The organism is Citrobacter sp. S55_ASV_140, from assembly GCF_018919505.1.
Lineage (GTDB): Bacteria > Pseudomonadota > Gammaproteobacteria > Enterobacterales > Enterobacteriaceae > Citrobacter > Citrobacter werkmanii.
Map to the genome: position 1 here is coordinate 1 of NZ_JAHLQZ010000047.1, position 18,762 is coordinate 18,762.

Sequence of the window (18,762 nt, forward strand, 5' to 3'; positions counted from 1 at the left end):
GGGCAATGACCACCAGATATATGTCATCATTCTTTCGAACCTTTTTGGCCAACAATTTTGCGTTCACCGTGTACAAGATGCGAGCTCCAGCTCACCACGAGGAAAACAACCAGCGTACTGATGGTGCATGACACCACCACCGGGCCAAATTGTGCGCGGAGCAAATCAAAGTACTGCATGATCCCCACGCCAATCGGGACAAATAACAGGGCCATATAGCGAATCAGGACATAACAGCCGGGATTAACCCATTTTGCCGGTAATACCTGCAATGCCAGTAAGACAAACAGAATCAGCATGCCAATGATGCTGCCCGGAATTGTGATCGGCAGCAGCGAAGCGACAAAAATACCTGCATAGAGGCAGGCATAGATCAGGACGAATGCGCGCAAATATTGCCAGATAATGTTCAGTGATTTGCTCATAATTGAAACCCTTGACGAGACTGATTCATCATACAATTAAACTTCAAAACGTGCTACCGATCACATCATGAATTCTAAGCATAGAGGAAATAGACGTCTGGAACATTGCGCATATGATCGCGCTAAACCTGCGCCAGGTAATACAAAAAACGACTCAGGGCTGTGGTAGGCGTTTCATTGTTGCGCCAGAATACGCCTACGCTGCCTTTTTGTTCAATCTTCGGCAGATTCAGGATAGCCAGTTGTCCCTGGGCGGCATAACGCTGCGCCAGACGCAGAGAAAGAATAGAAACCATGTCGCTACTTTGCAGCAGGTTAGTGCTGACGTTTATCGACGCTGATTCAATGGTGTTTTCCGGCAGCATTACGCCATTATCGACCAGCGCGTTGTCAATGCTAATCCGAATGGGGGTGCCTGTCGGCCAGACAATCCAACGCCAGTTAGCCAGATCGTTCCAGGTGAGCAGGGGATATTTTGCCAGCGGATGATCGGGGCGGGCGACAAAACAGACCGGCTCGGTATAGAGCACCTGGTAATTAAGCGGCAGCTGAAGCGCCCGGCCGCCAACGCGACCGACGACGACATCCACTGAACCCGCCAGCAGATCGTGCAGTAACGGGGTCATCACTTTCTCTTCAATATTGAGATGCAGAGTGGGTAGCTCCGTAAGCAAGCCCAGTATTGCCTGTGAAACGCAGTCGGTCGCCACCGGCGAGCAGCCAATCTTCAGACTTCCCACCAGACCGCCTTGCTTGAAACGGGCAATTTCATACTGCGAACGCTCCATATCATTGATCAGGCGTTGAGCATGTTGCAGCAACAGCTTGCCGCCTTCGGAGGGGCGTAAGCCTTTGCTATGTCGTTCAAAGAGCGTGATGCCAATCTCATCTTCGAGCTGTGATAACCATTTGGACAAGGCAGGCTGGGTGATATTCATCATCCGGGCGACGTGAGTCAAATTTCCCTGTTCCCCTAGCGCGACCAGCGTTTGCAGGTGGTGCAACTTCAGTTTCTGTGCCCAGTTAGCCATTTGCTATAACCTCCAGGTTATGCCTCTGCATGAAAAGCCATTGTACATTTCATCTCCAAACATACAAAGTCGCAACATACCTAAAACAAAACAGACATCTACTCTACCTGCACTGAGGCATTCACTATGACTCAACAACGTGATCTACAAGCACTAATAGATTCCGCCCCCGTCGGTAAGACGCAGTGGCGCGTGATTATTTGCTGTTTTCTGGTCGTCATGCTCGACGGTTTTGATACCGCGGCGATTGGTTTTATCGCACCCGATATACGCACTCACTGGCAATTGACCGCCGGGGATCTGGCGCCGCTTTTTGGCGCAGGACTGCTGGGGCTAACTGCTGGCGCGTTGCTCTGCGGCCCGCTGTCCGATCGTTTTGGCCGTAAACGGGTGATTGAGCTTTGCGTGGCGCTGTTTGGCGCGCTGAGTCTGATCTCTGCTTTTTCGCCCGATCTGCAAACGCTGGTTATTTTGCGTTTCCTTACCGGGTTAGGTCTGGGCGGCGCGATGCCTAATACCATCACCATGACGTCGGAATACCTGCCTGCCCGTCGGCGTGGCGCATTGGTCACCATGATGTTCTGCGGCTTTACTCTCGGATCGGCTATGGGCGGCATCGTCAGTGCTCAACTGGTGCCGGTTATTGGTTGGCACGGCATTCTGGTGCTGGGAGGCGTTTTGCCGCTCATGCTGTTTGTCGCCCTGCTGTTTGCGCTACCGGAATCCCCGCGCTGGCAGGTTCGTCGCCAGCTACCGCAAAACGTGATTGCCAGAACTGTCAGCGCTATTACCCGGGAACGTTATGACGATACCCATTTTTATCTCAACGAAGGCTCAGCGATTGCCAAAGGCAGTATCCGCCAGCTGTTCGTCGGGCGACAGTTGCCCATTACCCTGATGTTATGGGTGGTGTTCTTTATGAGCCTGCTGATTATTTATCTGCTCTCCAGTTGGATGCCAACGCTGCTTAACCATCGAGGAATCGACCTGCAACATGCCTCCTGGGTGACTGCGGCCTTCCAGATTGGCGGTACGTTAGGCGCGCTGGCGCTGGGCGTACTGATGGATAAATACAATCCTTTCCGCGTGCTGGCGGTGAGCTATGCGCTGGGGGCGGTATGTATCGTCATGATTGGCCTGAGCGAAAACGGCCTGTGGCTGATGGCGTTGGCGATTTTTGGCACCGGCATCGGGATTAGCGGTTCTCAGGTGGGTCTCAATGCGTTAACCGCCACCCTTTATCCGACGCAAAGCCGGGCGACGGGCGTCAGCTGGTCTAATGCCATTGGCCGCTGCGGCGCGATTGTCGGTTCGCTTTCCGGCGGCGTGATGATGGCGATGAATTTCTCATTCGATAACCTGTTTTTCATTATTGCCGTTCCGGCGGCCATCAGCGCGGTGATGCTTACGCTGCTGACGGTTGTTGTTCGCCAGTCGGCCTCTGTCCCTGACGCCTTGCCACGCGCAGGCATCGTGAATGAATAAGGAGAATCCCTATGTCTGAACTGAATCAGGATGTTAAGAACAGCCGTCAGCAGTTTTACCAGCATATTTCCGGGCAGAATCTGACCCCGCTGTGGGAGTCGTTGCACCGTCTGGTGCCGTCAACGCCGAACGCGAATTGCGCGCCTGCGTACTGGAACTATCAGGAGATCCGTCCGCTACTGCTGGAAAGTGGCGATCTGATTGGCGCGAAAGAGGCGATTCGCCGCGTGCTGGTGCTGGAAAACCCAATGCTGCGCGGACAGTCTTCAATCACCCCGACGCTGTACGCGGGATTACAGTTGATCATGCCGGGCGAGGTTGCGCCGAGCCACCGCCATAATCAGTCTGCGCTGCGCTTTATTGTCGAAGGGAAAGGGGCATTTACCGCCGTCGATGGCGAGCGCACCCAGATGCATGAAGGCGATTTTATTCTGACGCCGCAATGGCGCTGGCACGATCACGGCAACCCAGGCAGCGAACCGGTAGTGTGGCTGGACGGTCTGGATCTGCCGCTGGTGAATCTGCTGGGCTGCGGCTTTGCGGAAGACTACCCGGAAGATCAGCAGCCGGTCACGCGCAAGGAAGGGGATTATTTACCGCGCTATGCGGCCAACATGCTGCCGCTGCGTCATCAGAAGGGTAACTCATCGCCCATTTTCAACTATCGCTACGATCGTAGCCGTGAAGCACTGCATGACCTGACCCGCATGGGCGAAGCCGACGAGTGGGATGGTTACAAGATGCGCTACGTGAACCCGGTAACTGGCGGTTATCCCATGCCGTCAATGGGGACCTTCCTGCAATTGTTGCCGAAGGGCTTTTCTTCACGGATGGCGCGTACCACTGACAGCACTATCTACCATGTGGTGGAAGGAAGCGGGCGGGTCACCATCGGCAACGAAACCTTCAACTTTTCGCCAAAAGATATCTTCGTGGTGCCGACCTGGCACGGTGTGTCGTTCCAGGCCAGCGAAGATGCCGTCTTATTCAGTTTTTCGGACAGACCGGTTCAGGAAGCGCTGGGGTTGTTCCGTGAAGCACGCTATTAATTTGGGAGAGAGAAAATGACGCAATACGTATTCGAACCACAAGCGCCTGTTACCGTTCCGGTGGTTGGTAGTGATGAACAATTTCCCGTGCGCCGCGTTTACTGCGTGGGGCGCAACTATGCTGCACACGCGCGTGAAATGGGCTTTGACCCGGATCGCGAACCGCCGTTCTTCTTCTGTAAACCGGCCGACGCGGTGGTTCCGGTGGCGGCTGGTCAAACCCTTGAACTGCCGTACCCGTCGCAGACCGATAACTATCACTACGAGATAGAGCTGGTGGTGGCGATTGGTAAAAAGGGCAGCGATATACCGCTGGAAAAAGCGCACGAATATATCTGGGGCTATGCCACCGGTCTGGATATGACCCGTCGTGACAGGCAGATGGAGATGCGCCAGATGGGGCGTCCGTGGGAAATCGGCAAAGCGTTTGATCTCTCTGCGCCCATCGCGCCGCTGCATAAAGCCAGTGAAATCGCTGATGTTAACAATGCGCCTATCTGGCTGCAGGTTAACGGCGACGATCATCAGCGGAGCGATATTCGCCACCTTATCTGGTCTGTGAATGAAACCATCAGCTATCTGTCCGGATTTTTCGAACTGCAGCCGGGCGATCTGATCTACACCGGTACGCCGGAAGGCGTGGGGGCGGTAGTGAAAGGGGATGTGATCACCGGCAGCGTAGACGGTTTAACCCCCATCGCCGTGAAGATTGTCTGAGGTGGATGATGAAGCTGTACAGTTTCTTTAATAGCTCCGCGTCATATCGCGTGCGTATTGCGCTGGCGCTGAAAGGGCTCGATTACCAGACGGTGGGCGTCAACATTCGCATCGGTCAGCAGAACGAGCTGGCCTACCGGCGGATGAATCCGGTGGGGCTGGTGCCGACGCTGGTGACCGACGACGGAGAATCGCTTGGACAATCGCTGGCGATAATCGACTGGCTGGATAGCCACTTTCCGCAGTCGCCGCTGCTGCCTGCTGACTTCCCGATGCGCAGTCGGGTGCTGGAAATTGTTTATGCCATCGCTTGTGATATCCACCCCGTGAATAATCTGCGGGTACTGCGCTACCTGAGCGACGAATTAAAGATCAGTGAAGAGGATAAAAAACGCTGGTATGCGCACTGGATCCAGCAAGGGTTAAGCGCAGTGGAACAGATGCTGCGCCAGAGTCATTTGGGGGCGTTCTGCGTGGGTGATGCGCCGACGCTGGCGGATTGCTGCCTGATCCCGCAATGGGCGAACGCGCTACGTATGGGCTGCGATTTGAGCGCATATCCACGCTGTAAGGCGGTCTATGATGCCTGTACCCAGCTTCCGGCGTTTATCGCCGCCGCGCCCGAGAATCAACAAGATAAAATTCCGGCCTGATAAGGAGAACGACAATGGCTAAAGTGACACGCGCAATTATCGTGGGTGGTGGGATTGGCGGCGCGGCGACCGCGTTATCGCTGGCCCGTCAGGGAATCAAAGTGATGTTGCTGGAGAAAGCGCATGAGATTGGCGAAATCGGCGCGGGCATTCAGCTCGGGCCAAACGCGTTCTCTGCTCTCGACAGCCTTGGCGTGGGAGAGGTTGCCCGCCAGCGCGCCGTTTTTACCGATCATATCACCATGATGGATGCGGTAAATGCGCAGGAAGTCGTGCGTATTGAAACCGGACAGGCGTTCCGCGATCACTTTGGCGGTCCTTATGCGGTTATCCATCGGGTGGATATTCATGCTTCTGTGTGGGAAGCGGCGCTGGTTCATCCCAACGTTGAGTATCGCACTTCAACTAACGTGGTTGATATTCGCCAGACCGAGAATGACGTGACGGTATTTGACGAGCATGGCAACAGCTGGACGGCAGATATTTTGGTCGGCTGTGACGGTGTGAAGTCGGTTGTCCGTCAGTCTCTGATTGGCGATGCGCCACGCGTGACCGGGCACGTGGTCTACCGCGCTGTGATTGATTGCGATGATATGCCGGAAGATTTGCGCATTAACGCGCCGGTGCTGTGGGCCGGACCGCACTGTCACCTGGTGCACTATCCGCTGCGCGGCGGCAAACAATACAATCTGGTGGTGACCTTTCATAGTCGTCAGCAGGAAGAGTGGGGCGTGAAGGATGGCAGTAAAGAGGAGGTGCTCTCCTATTTTGCCGGTATTCATCCACGTCCGCGCCAGATGCTGGATAAACCGACATCATGGCGGCGCTGGTCCACCGCTGACCGCGAGCCGGTCGAGAAATGGGGTACCGACCGCATTACGCTGGTGGGTGATGCCGCGCACCCGGTGGCGCAATATATGGCGCAGGGAGCCTGTATGGCGTTGGAAGATGCCGTCACGCTTGGTAAGGCGTTACAGCAGTGTGACGGCGATGCGGCTGATGCCTTTGCCCTGTATGAGTCGGTGCGCATTCCGCGTACGGCGCGGATTGTCTGGTCGACGCGCGAAATGGGCCGCGTTTATCACGCCGCGGGCGTCGAGCGCCAGGTGCGTAATCTGCTGTGGAAAGGTAAATCACAGGCGGAGTTTTATCGCGGTATGGAGTGGCTGTACGGCTGGAAAGAAGATAACTGTCTGTTGCCGCGCTGAGCCTCTTTAATCTCCCGAACGGAGGCGCTACCATAGCGCCTCTTTTTTTGCGGGTGACGATATGCGTGTTTTACTGGCGCCGATGGAAGGCGTGCTCGATTCCCTGGTGCGCGAGCTGCTGACTGAAGTGAATGATTACGATCTGTGCATCACGGAGTTTGTGCGCGTGGTGGATCAGCTCCTGCCGGCAAAAGTATTTCACCGGCTCTGCCCGGAACTGCATAACAACAGCCGCACGCCATCCGGCACGCGGGTGCGCATACAGCTGTTGGGCCAGTATCCGCAGTGGCTGGCGGAGAACGCCGCCCGCGCGGTCGAACTGGGATCGTACGGTGTCGATCTGAACTGCGGCTGTCCGTCGAAGCTGGTCAACGGCAGCGGCGGTGGCGCGACGTTATTGAAAGATCCTGAGCTCATCTACCGCGGCGCAAAAGCCATGCGCGAGGCGGTCCCGGACCATCTCCCGGTGACGGTGAAAGTACGTCTGGGCTGGGACAACAGCGACCGGCAGTTTGAAATTGCCGATGCCGTCCAGCAGGCTGGCGCCAGCGAATTGGTGGTGCATGGCCGTACCAAAGAGCAGGGCTATAAGGCCGAGCATATTAACTGGCAGGCGATTGGCGAAATTCGCCAGCGACTTACCATTCCGGTTATCGCAAATGGTGAAATCTGGGACTGGCAGAGCGCCCAGGATTGTATGGCCATCAGCGGATGCGATGCGGTGATGATCGGTCGTGGTGCGTTAAATATCCCGAACCTGAGTCGTGTGGTGAAGTACAACGAGCCGCGTATGCCGTGGCCTGACGTCGTGATGCTGCTGCAAAAATATACCCGTCTCGAAAAGCAGGGTGACACGGGGTTGTATCATGTGGCGCGTATTAAGCAGTGGTTAGGGTATTTGCGTAAAGAATATTCAGAAGCCACGGCGTTGTTTCAGGAGATTCGCGCGTTAAACAATTCGCCGGATATCGCTCGGGCGATTCAGGCCATCAAGATTACCGCCTGACGTCAGTTCCGGTAGGCCGGATAAGGCGTTTACGCCGCCATCCGGCATCAGAGAGAACAATCGCCTGACATTTCTGCTATCAGGCCTGGGCTAAAAGACAACATCAAAAAATCATCTTAAACACGCCGGTTACCACCAACAGTCCAATCAGAAAAATAATTAGAATAATCCACAGCAGAATTTTCATTAACTTTCCTTTTTTTGGTAAATTCAGATTGAGTATAGGAAAGTATCAACTATTCTGCCTGGTGGCGCTGTTATGCGGGTTTACGTGCGCTTAGCAGAAACACCATTGGCCGCTCTTTTTCTTCATCCAGCGCCGGGTTTTCAGCAATCTGCTGAGCAGAGGGTCCCCATTCATCAACACACACAATGTCGAATCCGGCGGCAATGAGCGCGTTAATCCAGGTCGCCAGCTTGCGATGCTGTTTTTTAACGCCTTCAGCAAACCAGTTACTGATACGCTCGCCTTCTTGTTGGTAATGATTAACCGGCCAGGACAGCTGCCCGGTTTTGTCTTTTATCCAGCCCTGGTTAAGCGGTGCGGTATAAATGGGGTGCTCGGCAGAGAAAACCAACATGCCTCCCGGTGTTAATGCCTGGTAAATCGTTACGAATAATCGTTCAATATCGTGTAAATAGTGCAGGGCAAGAGAGCTATACGCCAGGTCGAAAGACGCCGGCGAGAGCGTAAGCGTTTCGAGATCTTCACGGCGATAGACGATGCCATTGCCGTGAGTCATATTATGCGCCTGGGTTAACATCTTTTGTGAGATATCCAGCCCCACGACGCTGGCGGCATGATTATCGCGCGCGTAGCGACAAAACCAGCCATATCCGCAGCCCAAATCGAGAATGTTTTTACCCTGCAGAGCGGGGAGCATAGCCTGTATTGCTGGCCATTCCGGTGCGCCATCAAGTCCTTTTACTGAACGATCCAGCGTGGCATATCCGGCAAAGAATTCCGGGTCGTCATAAATATTCTGTGACATAAGGTTTCCATCTATAAATTATTAAAATTATTTAATCTGTATTATTTGTGTGGTGTATATTTTTCTGATTATATATTTTTATTGCCAAAGATGTATTGCCACGCGTAACTAAAAAAGTAACAGCGACAAGTCGTACTCTCTGCGCATCTTTTCTTACCTGTATATCTCCATGAATCGTAATTCTGTTTTTGCCGCGACGGCATTGTTGCCCCTTTTTATTCTCATGGCTGGCTGTGCACCTATGCATGATGACCGTCAGTCTCTGTCGCAGCAGACCCCTGCTGCGAATGTCGATTCCGCCTTACCTGCGGCGTTAAAAAATGGCTGGCCGGACAGCCAATGGTGGAAGGCATACCACGATCCTCAGCTTAATGCGCTGATTGACAGCACGTTGCGAAACTCTCCTGATATGCAGGTGGCGGAACAGCGCATTCAACTGGCGGAGGCGCAGGCGAAGGCCGTTGAGGCGCAGGATGGTCCGGAGATCGATTTTTCTGCGGACGTTGAGCGTCAGAGAATGTCAGCTGAAGGGCTGATGGGACCGTTTGCCATTACCGATCCTGCCGCCGGAACGACAGGCCCGTGGTACACCAACGGGACCTTTGGTTTAACCGCCGGTTGGAATCTGGATCTGTGGGGGAAAAATCGGGCCGAAGTGACGGCGCGTATTGGGGCCGTTAAAGCGCGTGAAGCTGAGCGTGAACAAACCCGCCAGCTGCTGGCGAGCGGTGTTTCGCGTCTGTACTGGGAATGGCAGACGCAGGCGGCACTGAAAAGCGTACTGACGCAGATTAAAAATGAGCAACAGAACGTGATAACTGTCGATCGTCAGCTGTATCAAAACGGCATTACCTCATCAGTGGAAGGCGTGGAGACCGATATCGATTCCAGTAAAACGGATCAGCAGCTGAACGATGTTAACGGCAAAATGAAAGTGATTGAGGCGCGGCTGAGCGCCCTGACTAATTCACAGTCTACCGTTCTGAAACTGCATACCAGTAAGTTACCTACCGTAGAAAGCCAGCTCCCGTCCCAGTTAGGTTATTCGCTGCTGGCCCGTCGACCGGATTTACAGGCCGCCCACTGGTACATTGAGTCGTCGCTGAGCAGCATTGATGCGGCCAAAGCCGCGTTTTATCCGGACGTGAATTTGATGGCGTTTTTACAACAAGATGCGTTACATCTGAGCGATCTGTTCCGCCATTCCGCGCAGCAAATGGGCGTCACTGCCGGACTCACGCTGCCTATTTTCGACAGCGGCAGATTGAATGCCAATCTTGATATCACCAAAGCGCAAAGCAACCTGACGGTGGCGAATTACAACAAAGCCGTGGTAGATGCGGTGAATGACGTGGCGCGTGCCGCATCGCAGGTGGAAACACTGGCGCAGAAGAATCAGCATCAGCAGCAGATCGAACATGATGCACAGCGTGTGGTGGGACTTGCGCAGGCGCGATTTAACGCCGGTATTATCGCGGGTTCCCGGGTCAGCGAAGCAAAGATCCCAGCGTTACGTGAGCAGTGTAACGGTCTGGTATTGCAAGGCCAGTGGCTGGATGCTTCCATTCAGTTGACCAGCGCGCTGGGCGGCGGTTACCACGCGTCGTAACACGCCTGCCCGGTAGATGCCGCTCTACCGGGCCGTCTTCTTGCTGCTGCGTTTTTTCAACCACCAGCGCGCGCCTACCACCAGTACAATCACCAGAACCAGCCATATCCAGTGCTTAATGTGCTGGTCGAGATTGTGCAGCCACGGCGCGATGACTTCTCCCCCCACATAACCCAGAGTGGTAAATATCAGCGCCCACACCAGCGCCCCGAGAATATTGAGCGGTAAAAAGATCTTCGGTGGCAGGTGACTGGCGCCAATCAGCAAAGGGCCAATAACGCGAAAACCGTACATAAAACGCGTGCCGACCACGAACAGATAAGGACGCCGTTGGATCATCTTCTGCGCGTAATCAATTTTTGCCTGATGACGCGAAAAACGCCGCAGAATTTTGCCGCCAAAACGACGTCCGAGTAAATAGAGCAACTGATCGCCAATCATCCCGCCCAGCGCGACGGAGAGCACCACCAGCGGAAATTTAAGTACTCCCTGATGGGCCGCGACGCCGCCTAACAGGGTAATGGTTTCCCCTTCAGCCAGACTGCCAATCACTAATGCGGCATAGCCGTATTGCGCAACATAATGATTTATATCCATACGATTGTATGACCTCCACCGCTTATAGCATACACCCTATGAATACTTGATGCCGGAAAAGCCGCGCCGTAGCAATCTAATGCTTGTCAGTTAAGTATTATGAAGGACATGTGATTCTGGCTCAGGGTTCCGTTCACCTCCGCGGTGTCATTTCTCTGAAACGCCGTTACCCGTGAACGTGCAAGGGAGGCTTACCGCCGCCTCCCTTGCATCCCAGGCTCCCGGCGGGAAAATCGTCGCTGCGCGAGTTATTCGTCTTATGCCGTCTGCCTGTCGGGTCGGGGCCGAGCCTGCATCCATGCAGGCCGTCCCCTCTGCCCGCATCCCTGCGGGCAGACCCGGTCAGCCGCCAACGCCTCATCGATTTTCAGCCGGACCGGGGGGATCGCTTCAACGCTCTGACTTCCAGTTAAATCTGTTTTGCTGTTCAGACCAAAAACGCAGATGGTGAGGTGTAGGCTGGTCCGGCTGAAAATTGCCGACGTGTTTCCGTAAGGCCGGGAGAGCCAGCATGGATGCTGGCTCAGGGCGCGTTTTGCAGGGATGCTACCTCGCGCCCGACCCGGTAGCCAGAAGGAATAAGCGGGGGGAACCACGAAGTGGCAATTTTCCCGCCGGGAGCCGGGATTGTTAAGGGTACGGCGATAGTACCCTTAACACGTTTACAGGCAGTATCGTTTCAGAGAAGTGATAAACATTGGGTGAACGTAACAATACGCCGTAGCGATCCGGTATTTTCTCTGTGTACATAAAATAATCAAAAGCTGAATTATACTTGAAGTGTTGAGGTCCGGAGCTGACAAGAAGGGGGCGGTATGAACCATGTCTGGGGGCTGTTTTCCCATCCCGATCGTGAAATGCACGTGATCAACAGCGAAAACGAAAGCGTTTCGCATCACTATACCCATCATGTACTGCTGATGGCGGCAATCCCGGTTGTTTGCGCGTTTATCGGTACCACACAAATCGGCTGGAATTTTGGTGACGGCAACATACTGCAGTTATCCCTGTTGACCGGACTGGCGCTGGCCATTCTGTTTTACGGCGTGATGCTGGCGGGCGTGGCTGTCATGGGCCGGGTTATCTGGTGGATGGCGCGTAATTACCCGCAGCGTCCATCGCTGGCGCACTGTATGGTCTTTGCCGGATATGTCGCGACTCCGCTGTTTTTAAGCGGTCTGGTCGCACTTTATCCGCTGGTCTGGCTGTGTGCGTTGGTGGGAACTATCGCGCTGTTTTACACCGGTTATTTACTCTATCTCGGTATTCCAACGTTTCTGAATATCACTCGTGAGGAAGGGTTAAGTTTTTCCAGTTCCACGCTGGCTATTGGTGTGCTGGTACTGGAGGTTCTGCTGGCGATTACGGTAATCCTGTGGGGTTACGGCTATCGCTTATTCTGACCTGTAAAACGCCTCTGCGCTGCGTTGTTGACGTAAAAGTCAGCAACGCAGCATTTCGAGACGATTATCCTGTAGCGGCAAACCTGCCGGATCGCTATGATGCCTGAGCTAGCCTGAGAAAATACTTAATCTCGGGCGGTGTGCGTTGTGACGTGCGTGAACCCTTATCAGAAATCTCATCATGCTGAAATTCCGAGTTTCATTATTAAGCCTTGCCCTGGTGCTGGCCGTTCCTTTTGCACCCCAAGCCGTGGCGAAAACGGCACCTACCGTAGCGGCTTCTCAACCTGAGATAGCGTCCGGTAGCGCGATGATTGTTGATCTGAATACCAACAAGGTTATCTATTCGAACCATCCGGATCTGGTGCGTCCGATTGCGTCGATTACCAAATTAATGACGGCGATGGTGGTGCTTGATGCGCGACTGCCGCTGGATGAAAAGCTGAAAGTTGATATCAGCCAGACGCCTGAGATGAAAGGAATTTACTCTCGCGTACGGCTGAACAGTGTAATCAGCCGTAAAGACATGCTGTTACTGGCGCTGATGTCATCTGAAAACCGTGCGGCAGCCAGTCTGGCGCATCATTACCCTGGCGGCTATAACGCGTTTATCAAGGCGATGAATGCGAAAGCGAAAGCGCTGGGCATGACCCATACCCGTTTTGTGGAGCCGACCGGGTTATCGATTCATAACGTCTCAACCGCGCGTGATTTAACGAAGTTACTGATTGCCAGCAAACAGTATCCGCTGATTGGTCAGCTAAGTACTACGCGTGAAGATATGGCGACGTTTGCCAATCCGGCATATACATTGCCGTTCCGTAATACCAACCATCTGGTGTATCGCGATAACTGGAATATTCAGTTAACTAAAACCGGGTTTACCAATGCGGCGGGCCACTGTCTGGTGATGCGCACGGTGATTAATAACAAACCGGTGGCGCTGGTGGTGATGGATGCTTTTGGGAAATATACCCACTTTGCCGATGCCAGCCGTTTACGCACCTGGATTGAAACCGGCAAGGTGATGCCGGTTCCGGCGGCGGCGCTGAGCTACAAAAAGCAAAAAGCGGCGCAGATGGCGGCGGCAGGTTCAGCTACGGGTGAGCAAACCGCGCAGAACGATTAAACCGTCGGCCGGGCAAGCGAAGCGCCCCCGGCAACGTGCCCGATGGCGCTTATGCTTATCGGGCCTACGATTCTTTCCAGAACTTCTGCTTACTCGTTTTCCCAATACCCGGGTTCATACTGTTGGTTGGGTCATTCTCGCGGTAAAAGCGGGTTAATGTTTCCGGCGCCTGGTACAAATGCCCGACGTTATGCTCCGCCGGATACTGTGCCCCACGCTCGCGAAGTAACTCCAGCATCTGCTCTTTCAGCGCATGGGCATCCACGCCTTTTTTGACGATGTAATCCTGATGGAATACATAGCACATAAAATGCCCGTAATAGAGCTTGTGCACCAGTTGGCTGTCGATTTCTGGCGGCAGATGTTCATACCATTCGGTGTCGTTACGACGCAGCGCGATATCCAGCGCCAGAATATCTTCCACCTCATCCGCATGAACGGCCTGATAACGAATAGCTGCGCCAGCCGCCGCAAAGCGGTGCAGGAATGCCTTGCTGCCTTCTTCCGGCGTACAGGCAAAGAAGTCGCCCTCGGCCGTTTTGAAAAACTCATTTAGCCAGTTTTGCGCTTCAGCCACGCCGCCACCGGCCATTTTTAACAGCAGGTGATGCTCGTATTTGTCGCGCCAGCTTTTCATACGCGCCGGTAAGTGGCTGGGGAATAAATGACCAAACTTCTGCATCGCCCGGTCGGTGAAGTGCGGACGGAAAAATTTCACTTTTTCCAGCATCGCATCGGTGCGGCCTTTCAGGGTGAAGAAAAACGGCATTTTGTCGGTGCCGAGCTTGTCAATCATCAGGAACGTATCTTTGCCGTACTGCTCAGCGATGTCGTAAATATCGCGATGCATATATTCACCGGCAACCGGCAGATGTTCAAACTTCGCCAGAATATGACGGCGGATCTCCGTCAGCACCTCTGGCTGGTTGGTGCCGATATAAAAGACCTGCTGATTTTTTTCGGCTTCGAAAGTGTCCAGACGCACGGCGAAAACCGCGAGCTTTCCGGCACAACCGGAAGATTCAAACAAGCGGTCCGGGTCGGCGTTATAGCGTGCGGGCGTGTCCGCCTCAATATCTCTGACGCGGGTCACGTAGTCGTGATCGTGCGCATGACGTCCGTCGTGGCGAACATCGTCATCTTTGATGCGCTCGTCATCGAGTTTGCTAAGGATCTGCTCTGGGGTTTGGCCAAGGTCGATGCCCAGATGGTTAACCAGCTGTAATTTGCCCTGTTCATCAATACGCGCAAACAGCGACATCTCCGTGTAGGCCGGGCCTCGTTGCACCAGCGAGCCGCCGGAGTTGTTACAAATGCCGCCAATCACGGAAGCACCGATGCAGGAAGAACCGATCACTGAATGCGGTTCACGACCAAAAGGTTTGAGCGCTTTTTCCAGCGAATAGAGCGTTGTTCCAGGCCAGGCCAGCACCTGTTCGCCTTTGCCGATGACGTGCAGCTTATCAAGACGCAGGGTGCTGATAATAACAATCTCACGGTCGTAATCATTGCCGCTTGGCGTAGAGCCTTCGGTCAGGCCGGTATTGGCGGCCTGCATCAGAATGATTTTGTCTGCGGCGACACAGGCGTTCAGGACGCGCCACAATTCTAAAAGCGAGCCCGGGAAAACGACGGCGAGCGCATCGCCCTGGCCGGAGCGGAATCCCTTGCGATAGCGGGCGGTTTTAGCGGCTTCAGTGAGCAGGTGCGAATGACCCACCAGGCGGGTCAGTTCATTCAGGAAAGCTTTATTATCTGTTGTAATGGAAGACATTCTCCACTCCTTGTGGTGGGACTCAATATCAGGAACAAGCATAGCGCTTTGTATGACAATACGCTTTCTCATTCATATTGTCTCTGGCTTGTCTTTCATTGATTCACGCTGGTTTTGAAAATTAGGAGAATAACCTTAGCTTTCTTTAGCGCTCCCGTTTAGTCTTACGGCAAATTGCGGTTTTTGTTATATTTTCGCTGATGCGTCAGGAAAAAATAAAGAGAGAATCAACATGAAATGGCTATGTTCTGTAGGTGTTGCGGTGAGTCTGGCAGTGCAACCCGCGCTGGCGGACACTCTGTTTGGTAACCATCCGCTGACGCCAGAAGCGCGGGATGCGTTTGTTACCGATTTACTCAAACAGATGACCGTGGATGAGAAAATTGGTCAATTACGCTTAATCAGCGTCGGGCCTGATAATCCGAAGGAAGCCATCCGCGAGATGATCAAAGACGGGCAGGTTGGGGCTATTTTTAACACCGTCACACGCCAGGATATCCGCAAAATGCAGGATCAGGTGATGGAACTCAGCCGCCTGAAAATTCCTCTCTTTTTTGCCTACGACGTATTGCACGGCCAGCGTACCGTGTTCCCGATAAGCCTCGGTCTGGCGTCCTCCTTTAATCTCGATGCGGTCAGAACCGTCGGTCGCGTTTCAGCGTATGAAGCCGCTGACGATGGCCTGAACATGACCTGGGCGCCGATGGTTGATGTCTCCCGCGATCCGCGCTGGGGCCGGGCATCGGAAGGGTTTGGCGAAGACACGTATTTGACCGCCACAATGGGTAAAACCATGGTGGAAGCGATGCAGGGGAAAAGCCCGGCCGATCGCTATTCGGTAATGACCAGCGTCAAGCACTTCGCCGCTTATGGTGCGGTAGAGGGCGGGAAAGAGTACAACACCGTCGACATGAGCCCGCAGCGTCTGTTTAACGACTACATGCCGCCGTACAAAGCTGGGTTGGATGCCGGTAGCGGCGCGGTGATGGTAGGACTTAATTCACTCAACGGTACGCCGGCGACGTCGGATGCATGGCTGCTGAAAGACGTGCTGCGCGATGAGTGGGGCTTTAAAGGCATCACCGTTTCCGATCACGGCGCGATTAAGGAACTGATTAAGCACGGCACCGCCTCCGATCCTGAGGATGCGGTACGCGTGGCTATCAAGTCCGGCATCAACATGAGTATGAGCGATGAGTATTACAGCAAATACCTGCCGGGGCTGATTAAATCAGGCAAAGTGACGATGGCGGAGCTTGACGACGCTGCGCGTCACGTGCTGAACGTGAAATATGATATGGGGCTGTTTAACGATCCGTACAGCCATCTGGGCGCCAAAGAGTCTGACCCGGTGGATACCAACGCCGAAAGCCGCCTGCACCGTAAAGAAGCGCGTGAAGTGGCGCGTGAAAGCCTGGTGCTGCTGAAAAACCGCCTCGACACGCTGCCGCTGAAAAAATCCGCCACCGTGGCGGTTGTCGGACCACTGGCCGACAGCAAGCGTGATGTGATGGGCAGTTGGTCCGCAGCGGGTGTTGCCGATCAGTCGGTAACGGTGCTGACGGGGATTAAAAATGCCATTGGCGAGCAGGGCAAAGTGATATACGCCAAAGGGGCGAATATCACCAACGATAAAGGCATTGTCGACTTCCTGAACCTGTATGAAGAGGCGGTGAAAGTTGATCCGCGTTCGCCGCAGGCGATGATTGATGAAGCCGTTGACGCGGCGAAACAGTCTGATGTGGTGGTTGCGGTGGTCGGTGAGGCACAGGGAATGGCGCATGAAGCCTCCAGCCGTACGGACATTACTATTCCGCAGAGCCAACGTGACCTGATTGCCGCGCTGAAAGCAACGGGCAAACCGCTGGTGCTGGTGCTGATGAACGGACGTCCGCTGGCGCTGGTTAAGGAAGATCAACAGGCTGATGCGATCCTCGAAACCTGGTTTGCCGGGACGGAAGGCGGTAACGCCATCGCCGATGTGTTGTTTGGCGATTACAACCCATCAGGCAAGCTGCCGATGTCTTTCCCACGCTCTGTCGGACAGATTCCGGTCTATTACAGCCATCTCAATACCGGTCGTCCGTATAACGCCGATAAGCCGAATAAGTACACCTCGCGTTATTTTGACGAGGCAAACGGTCCGTTGTATCCCTTTGGCTATGGCCTGAGCTACACCACCTTTACCGTTTCGGATGTGAAACTCTCTGCACCGACGATGAAACGTGACGGGACTGTGACGGCCAGCGTCCAGGTGACCAACACCGGCAAGCGCGAAGGTGCCACGGTGATTCAGATGTATTTGCAGGATGTGACCGCTTCAATGAGCCGTCCGGTAAAACAGCTGAAAGGCTTTGAGAAAGTGAATCTTAAACCGGGTGAAACGCAGACCGTCAGCTTCCCGATTGATATCGAAGCGCTGAAATTCTGGAACCAGCGTATGAAATACGATGCTGAACCGGGTAAATTTAACGTCTTTATCGGCGTGGATTCCGCCAGAGTGAAGCAGGGTGAATTTGAACTGCTGTAGTTGATGAAGAAAGCCACGCATCATGCCTGATGGCGCAATGCTTATCTGGTCTATGAAATAACGCTATCCGGCAAATTCACTTTGGGTTTGCCGGATTTTTTTATCGCCTTACTGCTAATTACTCTCAGTGTTACTACCCAATTGCCAGGTTAAGGCCTGATTTTTCGACTATGCTTTTTCCTCAAGTCTCTGAAAAGGGCCGCAAAAGGATGAGGAGCACAGCATGATAATCTCAAAGTTTGGGGTAGGGTCGTTGGCATTGTTAGCCGCGATAAGTATGCCCTTGCAGGCCGCGTCGCCCGTTACGGTTGGGTCAAAAATTGATACCGAAGGGGCGCTGCTCGGTAACATTATTTTGCAAGTGCTCGAAAGCCATGGTGTGAAAACCGTCAATAAAGTGCAACTGGGGACTACGCCAGTGGTGCGTGGCGCGATTACATCCGGCGAGCTGGATATCTACCCGGAATATACCGGCAATGGCGCCTTCTTCTTTAAAGATGAGAATGATCCGGCGTGGAAAAATGCGCAGGCTGGTTTCGACAAAGTGAAAAAGCTGGACGCAGAGAAAAATAAACTGGTCTGGCTAACGCCTGCGCCCGCCAACAATACCTGGACCATTGCGGTCCGCCAGGATGTCGCCGAAAAGAATAAACTGGTTTCGCTTGCAGACTTAGGGCGCTACCTCAAGGAGGGGGGCACTTTCAAACTGGCCGCCTCTGCGGAGTTTATCGAACGTGCGGACGCGCTGCCCGCGTTTGAAAAAGCCTATGATTTTAAACTGAATCAGAATCAGCTTTTATCACTGGCCGGGGGGGATACCGCCGTGACGATTAAAGCCGCAGCGCAGCAAACCTCCGGCGTCAATGCCGCGATGGCCTACGGCACCGATGGTCCGGTCGCCGCGCTGGGGCTGCAAACGTTAAGCGATCCGCAAGGCGTTCAGCCGATTTATGCGCCTGCGCCAGTGGTACGTGAGTCGGTACTCAAGTACTATCCGCAAATGGAAGAATGGCTGCAGCCTGTTTTTGCCAGTCTGGATGAAAAAACGCTCCAGCAGCTTAACGCCAGTATTGCCGTAGAGGGTCTGGATGCAAAAAAAGTTGCAGCAGATTATCTGAAGCAAAAAGGATGGGTTAAGTAACGGAATTTACGGC

Annotated in this window: 16 protein-coding genes; 11 read left to right on the top strand and 5 right to left on the bottom strand. The window is 53.9% G+C overall.

The features are described from left to right. Nucleotides 1–26: 26 nt before the first annotated feature. Together KQJ18_RS09865 and KQJ18_RS09870 are read right to left on the bottom strand one after the other, a co-directional pair. Nucleotides 27–425 carry a CidA/LrgA family protein gene (locus KQJ18_RS09865; RefSeq protein ID WP_137347653.1) on the bottom strand — a complete coding sequence of 133 codons (399 nt, stop codon included), beginning with the start codon at nt 423–425 and terminating at the stop codon, nt 27–29. A gap of 122 nt (nt 426–547) precedes the next feature. Continuing rightward, complete coding sequence (locus tag KQJ18_RS09870; protein WP_085047876.1) at nt 548–1,456, bottom strand: LysR substrate-binding domain-containing protein; 909 nt, start codon at nt 1,454–1,456, stop codon at nt 548–550. Nucleotides 1,457–1,582: 126 nt separating this feature from the next. On the opposite strand from KQJ18_RS09870, the gene KQJ18_RS09875 reads away from it, so the two are divergent. From KQJ18_RS09875 to dusC, 6 genes are all read left to right on the top strand, one after another. Next, nucleotides 1,583–2,941: an aromatic acid/H+ symport family MFS transporter gene (locus KQJ18_RS09875; RefSeq protein ID WP_110497410.1), complete on the top strand. Its 1,359-nt coding sequence runs from the start codon at nt 1,583–1,585 to the stop codon at nt 2,939–2,941. Between the two features lie 11 nt (nt 2,942–2,952). After that, nucleotides 2,953–3,990: a gentisate 1,2-dioxygenase gene (gene gtdA, locus KQJ18_RS09880; protein ID WP_038641971.1), complete on the top strand. Its 1,038-nt coding sequence runs from the start codon at nt 2,953–2,955 to the stop codon at nt 3,988–3,990. Nucleotides 3,991–4,005: 15 nt separating this feature from the next. Next, entirely contained in the window at nt 4,006–4,707 is a 702-nt protein-coding gene (locus tag KQJ18_RS09885; RefSeq protein ID WP_216421895.1) for a fumarylacetoacetate hydrolase family protein, read from the top strand. A gap of 8 nt (nt 4,708–4,715) precedes the next feature. After that, entirely contained in the window at nt 4,716–5,360 is a 645-nt protein-coding gene (gene maiA, locus KQJ18_RS09890; RefSeq protein WP_204525753.1) for a maleylacetoacetate isomerase, read from the top strand. A 14-nt stretch (nt 5,361–5,374) separates the two neighbouring features. Next, a complete protein-coding gene (locus KQJ18_RS09895) occupies nt 5,375–6,568 on the top strand; it encodes a 3-hydroxybenzoate 6-monooxygenase (protein WP_085047880.1) in 1,194 nt (397 codons plus the stop codon). Nucleotides 6,569–6,629: 61 nt separating this feature from the next. Next, on the top strand, nt 6,630–7,574 hold the full coding sequence (gene dusC / locus KQJ18_RS09900) for a tRNA dihydrouridine(16) synthase DusC (protein ID WP_185655904.1): 945 nt from the start codon (nt 6,630–6,632) through the stop codon (nt 7,572–7,574). Nucleotides 7,575–7,831: 257 nt separating this feature from the next. Here the strand turns inward: dusC and KQJ18_RS09905 are convergent, their stop codons facing one another. Further along, the gene (locus KQJ18_RS09905; protein WP_087855922.1) at nt 7,832–8,566 is read right to left on the bottom strand and encodes a class I SAM-dependent methyltransferase; all 735 of its coding nucleotides are present in this window, start codon (nt 8,564–8,566) and stop codon (nt 7,832–7,834) included. A 169-nt stretch (nt 8,567–8,735) separates the two neighbouring features. Between KQJ18_RS09905 and mdtQ the strand changes: the two genes are divergently transcribed. Next, the gene (gene mdtQ / locus KQJ18_RS09910; protein WP_038641958.1) at nt 8,736–10,175 is read left to right on the top strand and encodes a multidrug resistance outer membrane protein MdtQ; all 1,440 of its coding nucleotides are present in this window, start codon (nt 8,736–8,738) and stop codon (nt 10,173–10,175) included. A 24-nt stretch (nt 10,176–10,199) separates the two neighbouring features. Here the strand turns inward: mdtQ and KQJ18_RS09915 are convergent, their stop codons facing one another. Further along, a complete protein-coding gene (locus tag KQJ18_RS09915) occupies nt 10,200–10,772 on the bottom strand; it encodes a DedA family protein (RefSeq protein ID WP_038641956.1) in 573 nt (190 codons plus the stop codon). 815 nt (nt 10,773–11,587) lie between these two features. Here KQJ18_RS09915 and KQJ18_RS09920 point away from each other — a divergent pair. Both KQJ18_RS09920 and pbpG read left to right on the top strand, forming a co-directional pair. Then, nucleotides 11,588–12,175, top strand: coding sequence for a Yip1 family protein (locus KQJ18_RS09920; protein WP_038641953.1), 588 nt, complete (start codon nt 11,588–11,590; stop codon nt 12,173–12,175). Nucleotides 12,176–12,356: 181 nt separating this feature from the next. After that, nucleotides 12,357–13,304 carry a D-alanyl-D-alanine endopeptidase gene (pbpG, locus tag KQJ18_RS09925; RefSeq protein WP_038641951.1) on the top strand — a complete coding sequence of 316 codons (948 nt, stop codon included), beginning with the start codon at nt 12,357–12,359 and terminating at the stop codon, nt 13,302–13,304. Nucleotides 13,305–13,368: 64 nt separating this feature from the next. Here the strand turns inward: pbpG and dld are convergent, their stop codons facing one another. After that, complete coding sequence (gene dld, locus KQJ18_RS09930) at nt 13,369–15,078, bottom strand: D-lactate dehydrogenase (RefSeq protein WP_150345206.1); 1,710 nt, start codon at nt 15,076–15,078, stop codon at nt 13,369–13,371. 232 nt (nt 15,079–15,310) lie between these two features. Between dld and bglX the strand changes: the two genes are divergently transcribed. Both bglX and KQJ18_RS09940 read left to right on the top strand, forming a co-directional pair. Continuing rightward, nucleotides 15,311–17,608, top strand: a complete 2,298-nt coding sequence (bglX, locus tag KQJ18_RS09935) for a beta-glucosidase BglX (RefSeq protein ID WP_216421897.1) — start codon at nt 15,311–15,313, stop codon at nt 17,606–17,608. Between the two features lie 223 nt (nt 17,609–17,831). Beyond that, nucleotides 17,832–18,749, top strand: a complete 918-nt coding sequence (locus tag KQJ18_RS09940; protein ID WP_216421898.1) for an ABC transporter substrate-binding protein — start codon at nt 17,832–17,834, stop codon at nt 18,747–18,749. Nucleotides 18,750–18,762: the final 13 nt, after the last annotated feature.

Bases quoted from the DNA above. Each gene is read 5' to 3' on its own strand.
- KQJ18_RS09865 (WP_137347653.1), bottom strand. From the start codon at position 425: ATGAGCAAATCACTGAACATTATCTGGCAATATTTGCGCGCATTCGTC.
- KQJ18_RS09870 (WP_085047876.1), bottom strand. From the start codon at position 1,456: ATGGCTAACTGGGCACAGAAACTGAAGTTGCACCACCTGCAAACGCTG.
- KQJ18_RS09875 (WP_110497410.1), top strand. From the start codon at position 1,583: ATGACTCAACAACGTGATCTACAAGCACTAATAGATTCCGCCCCCGTC.
- gtdA (WP_038641971.1), top strand. From the start codon at position 2,953: ATGTCTGAACTGAATCAGGATGTTAAGAACAGCCGTCAGCAGTTTTAC.
- KQJ18_RS09885 (WP_216421895.1), top strand. From the start codon at position 4,006: ATGACGCAATACGTATTCGAACCACAAGCGCCTGTTACCGTTCCGGTG.
- maiA (WP_204525753.1), top strand. From the start codon at position 4,716: ATGAAGCTGTACAGTTTCTTTAATAGCTCCGCGTCATATCGCGTGCGT.
- KQJ18_RS09895 (WP_085047880.1), top strand. From the start codon at position 5,375: ATGGCTAAAGTGACACGCGCAATTATCGTGGGTGGTGGGATTGGCGGC.
- dusC (WP_185655904.1), top strand. From the start codon at position 6,630: ATGCGTGTTTTACTGGCGCCGATGGAAGGCGTGCTCGATTCCCTGGTG.
- KQJ18_RS09905 (WP_087855922.1), bottom strand. From the start codon at position 8,566: ATGTCACAGAATATTTATGACGACCCGGAATTCTTTGCCGGATATGCC.
- mdtQ (WP_038641958.1), top strand. From the start codon at position 8,736: ATGAATCGTAATTCTGTTTTTGCCGCGACGGCATTGTTGCCCCTTTTT.
- KQJ18_RS09915 (WP_038641956.1), bottom strand. From the start codon at position 10,772: ATGGATATAAATCATTATGTTGCGCAATACGGCTATGCCGCATTAGTG.
- KQJ18_RS09920 (WP_038641953.1), top strand. From the start codon at position 11,588: ATGAACCATGTCTGGGGGCTGTTTTCCCATCCCGATCGTGAAATGCAC.
- pbpG (WP_038641951.1), top strand. From the start codon at position 12,357: ATGCTGAAATTCCGAGTTTCATTATTAAGCCTTGCCCTGGTGCTGGCC.
- dld (WP_150345206.1), bottom strand. From the start codon at position 15,078: ATGTCTTCCATTACAACAGATAATAAAGCTTTCCTGAATGAACTGACC.
- bglX (WP_216421897.1), top strand. From the start codon at position 15,311: ATGAAATGGCTATGTTCTGTAGGTGTTGCGGTGAGTCTGGCAGTGCAA.
- KQJ18_RS09940 (WP_216421898.1), top strand. From the start codon at position 17,832: ATGATAATCTCAAAGTTTGGGGTAGGGTCGTTGGCATTGTTAGCCGCG.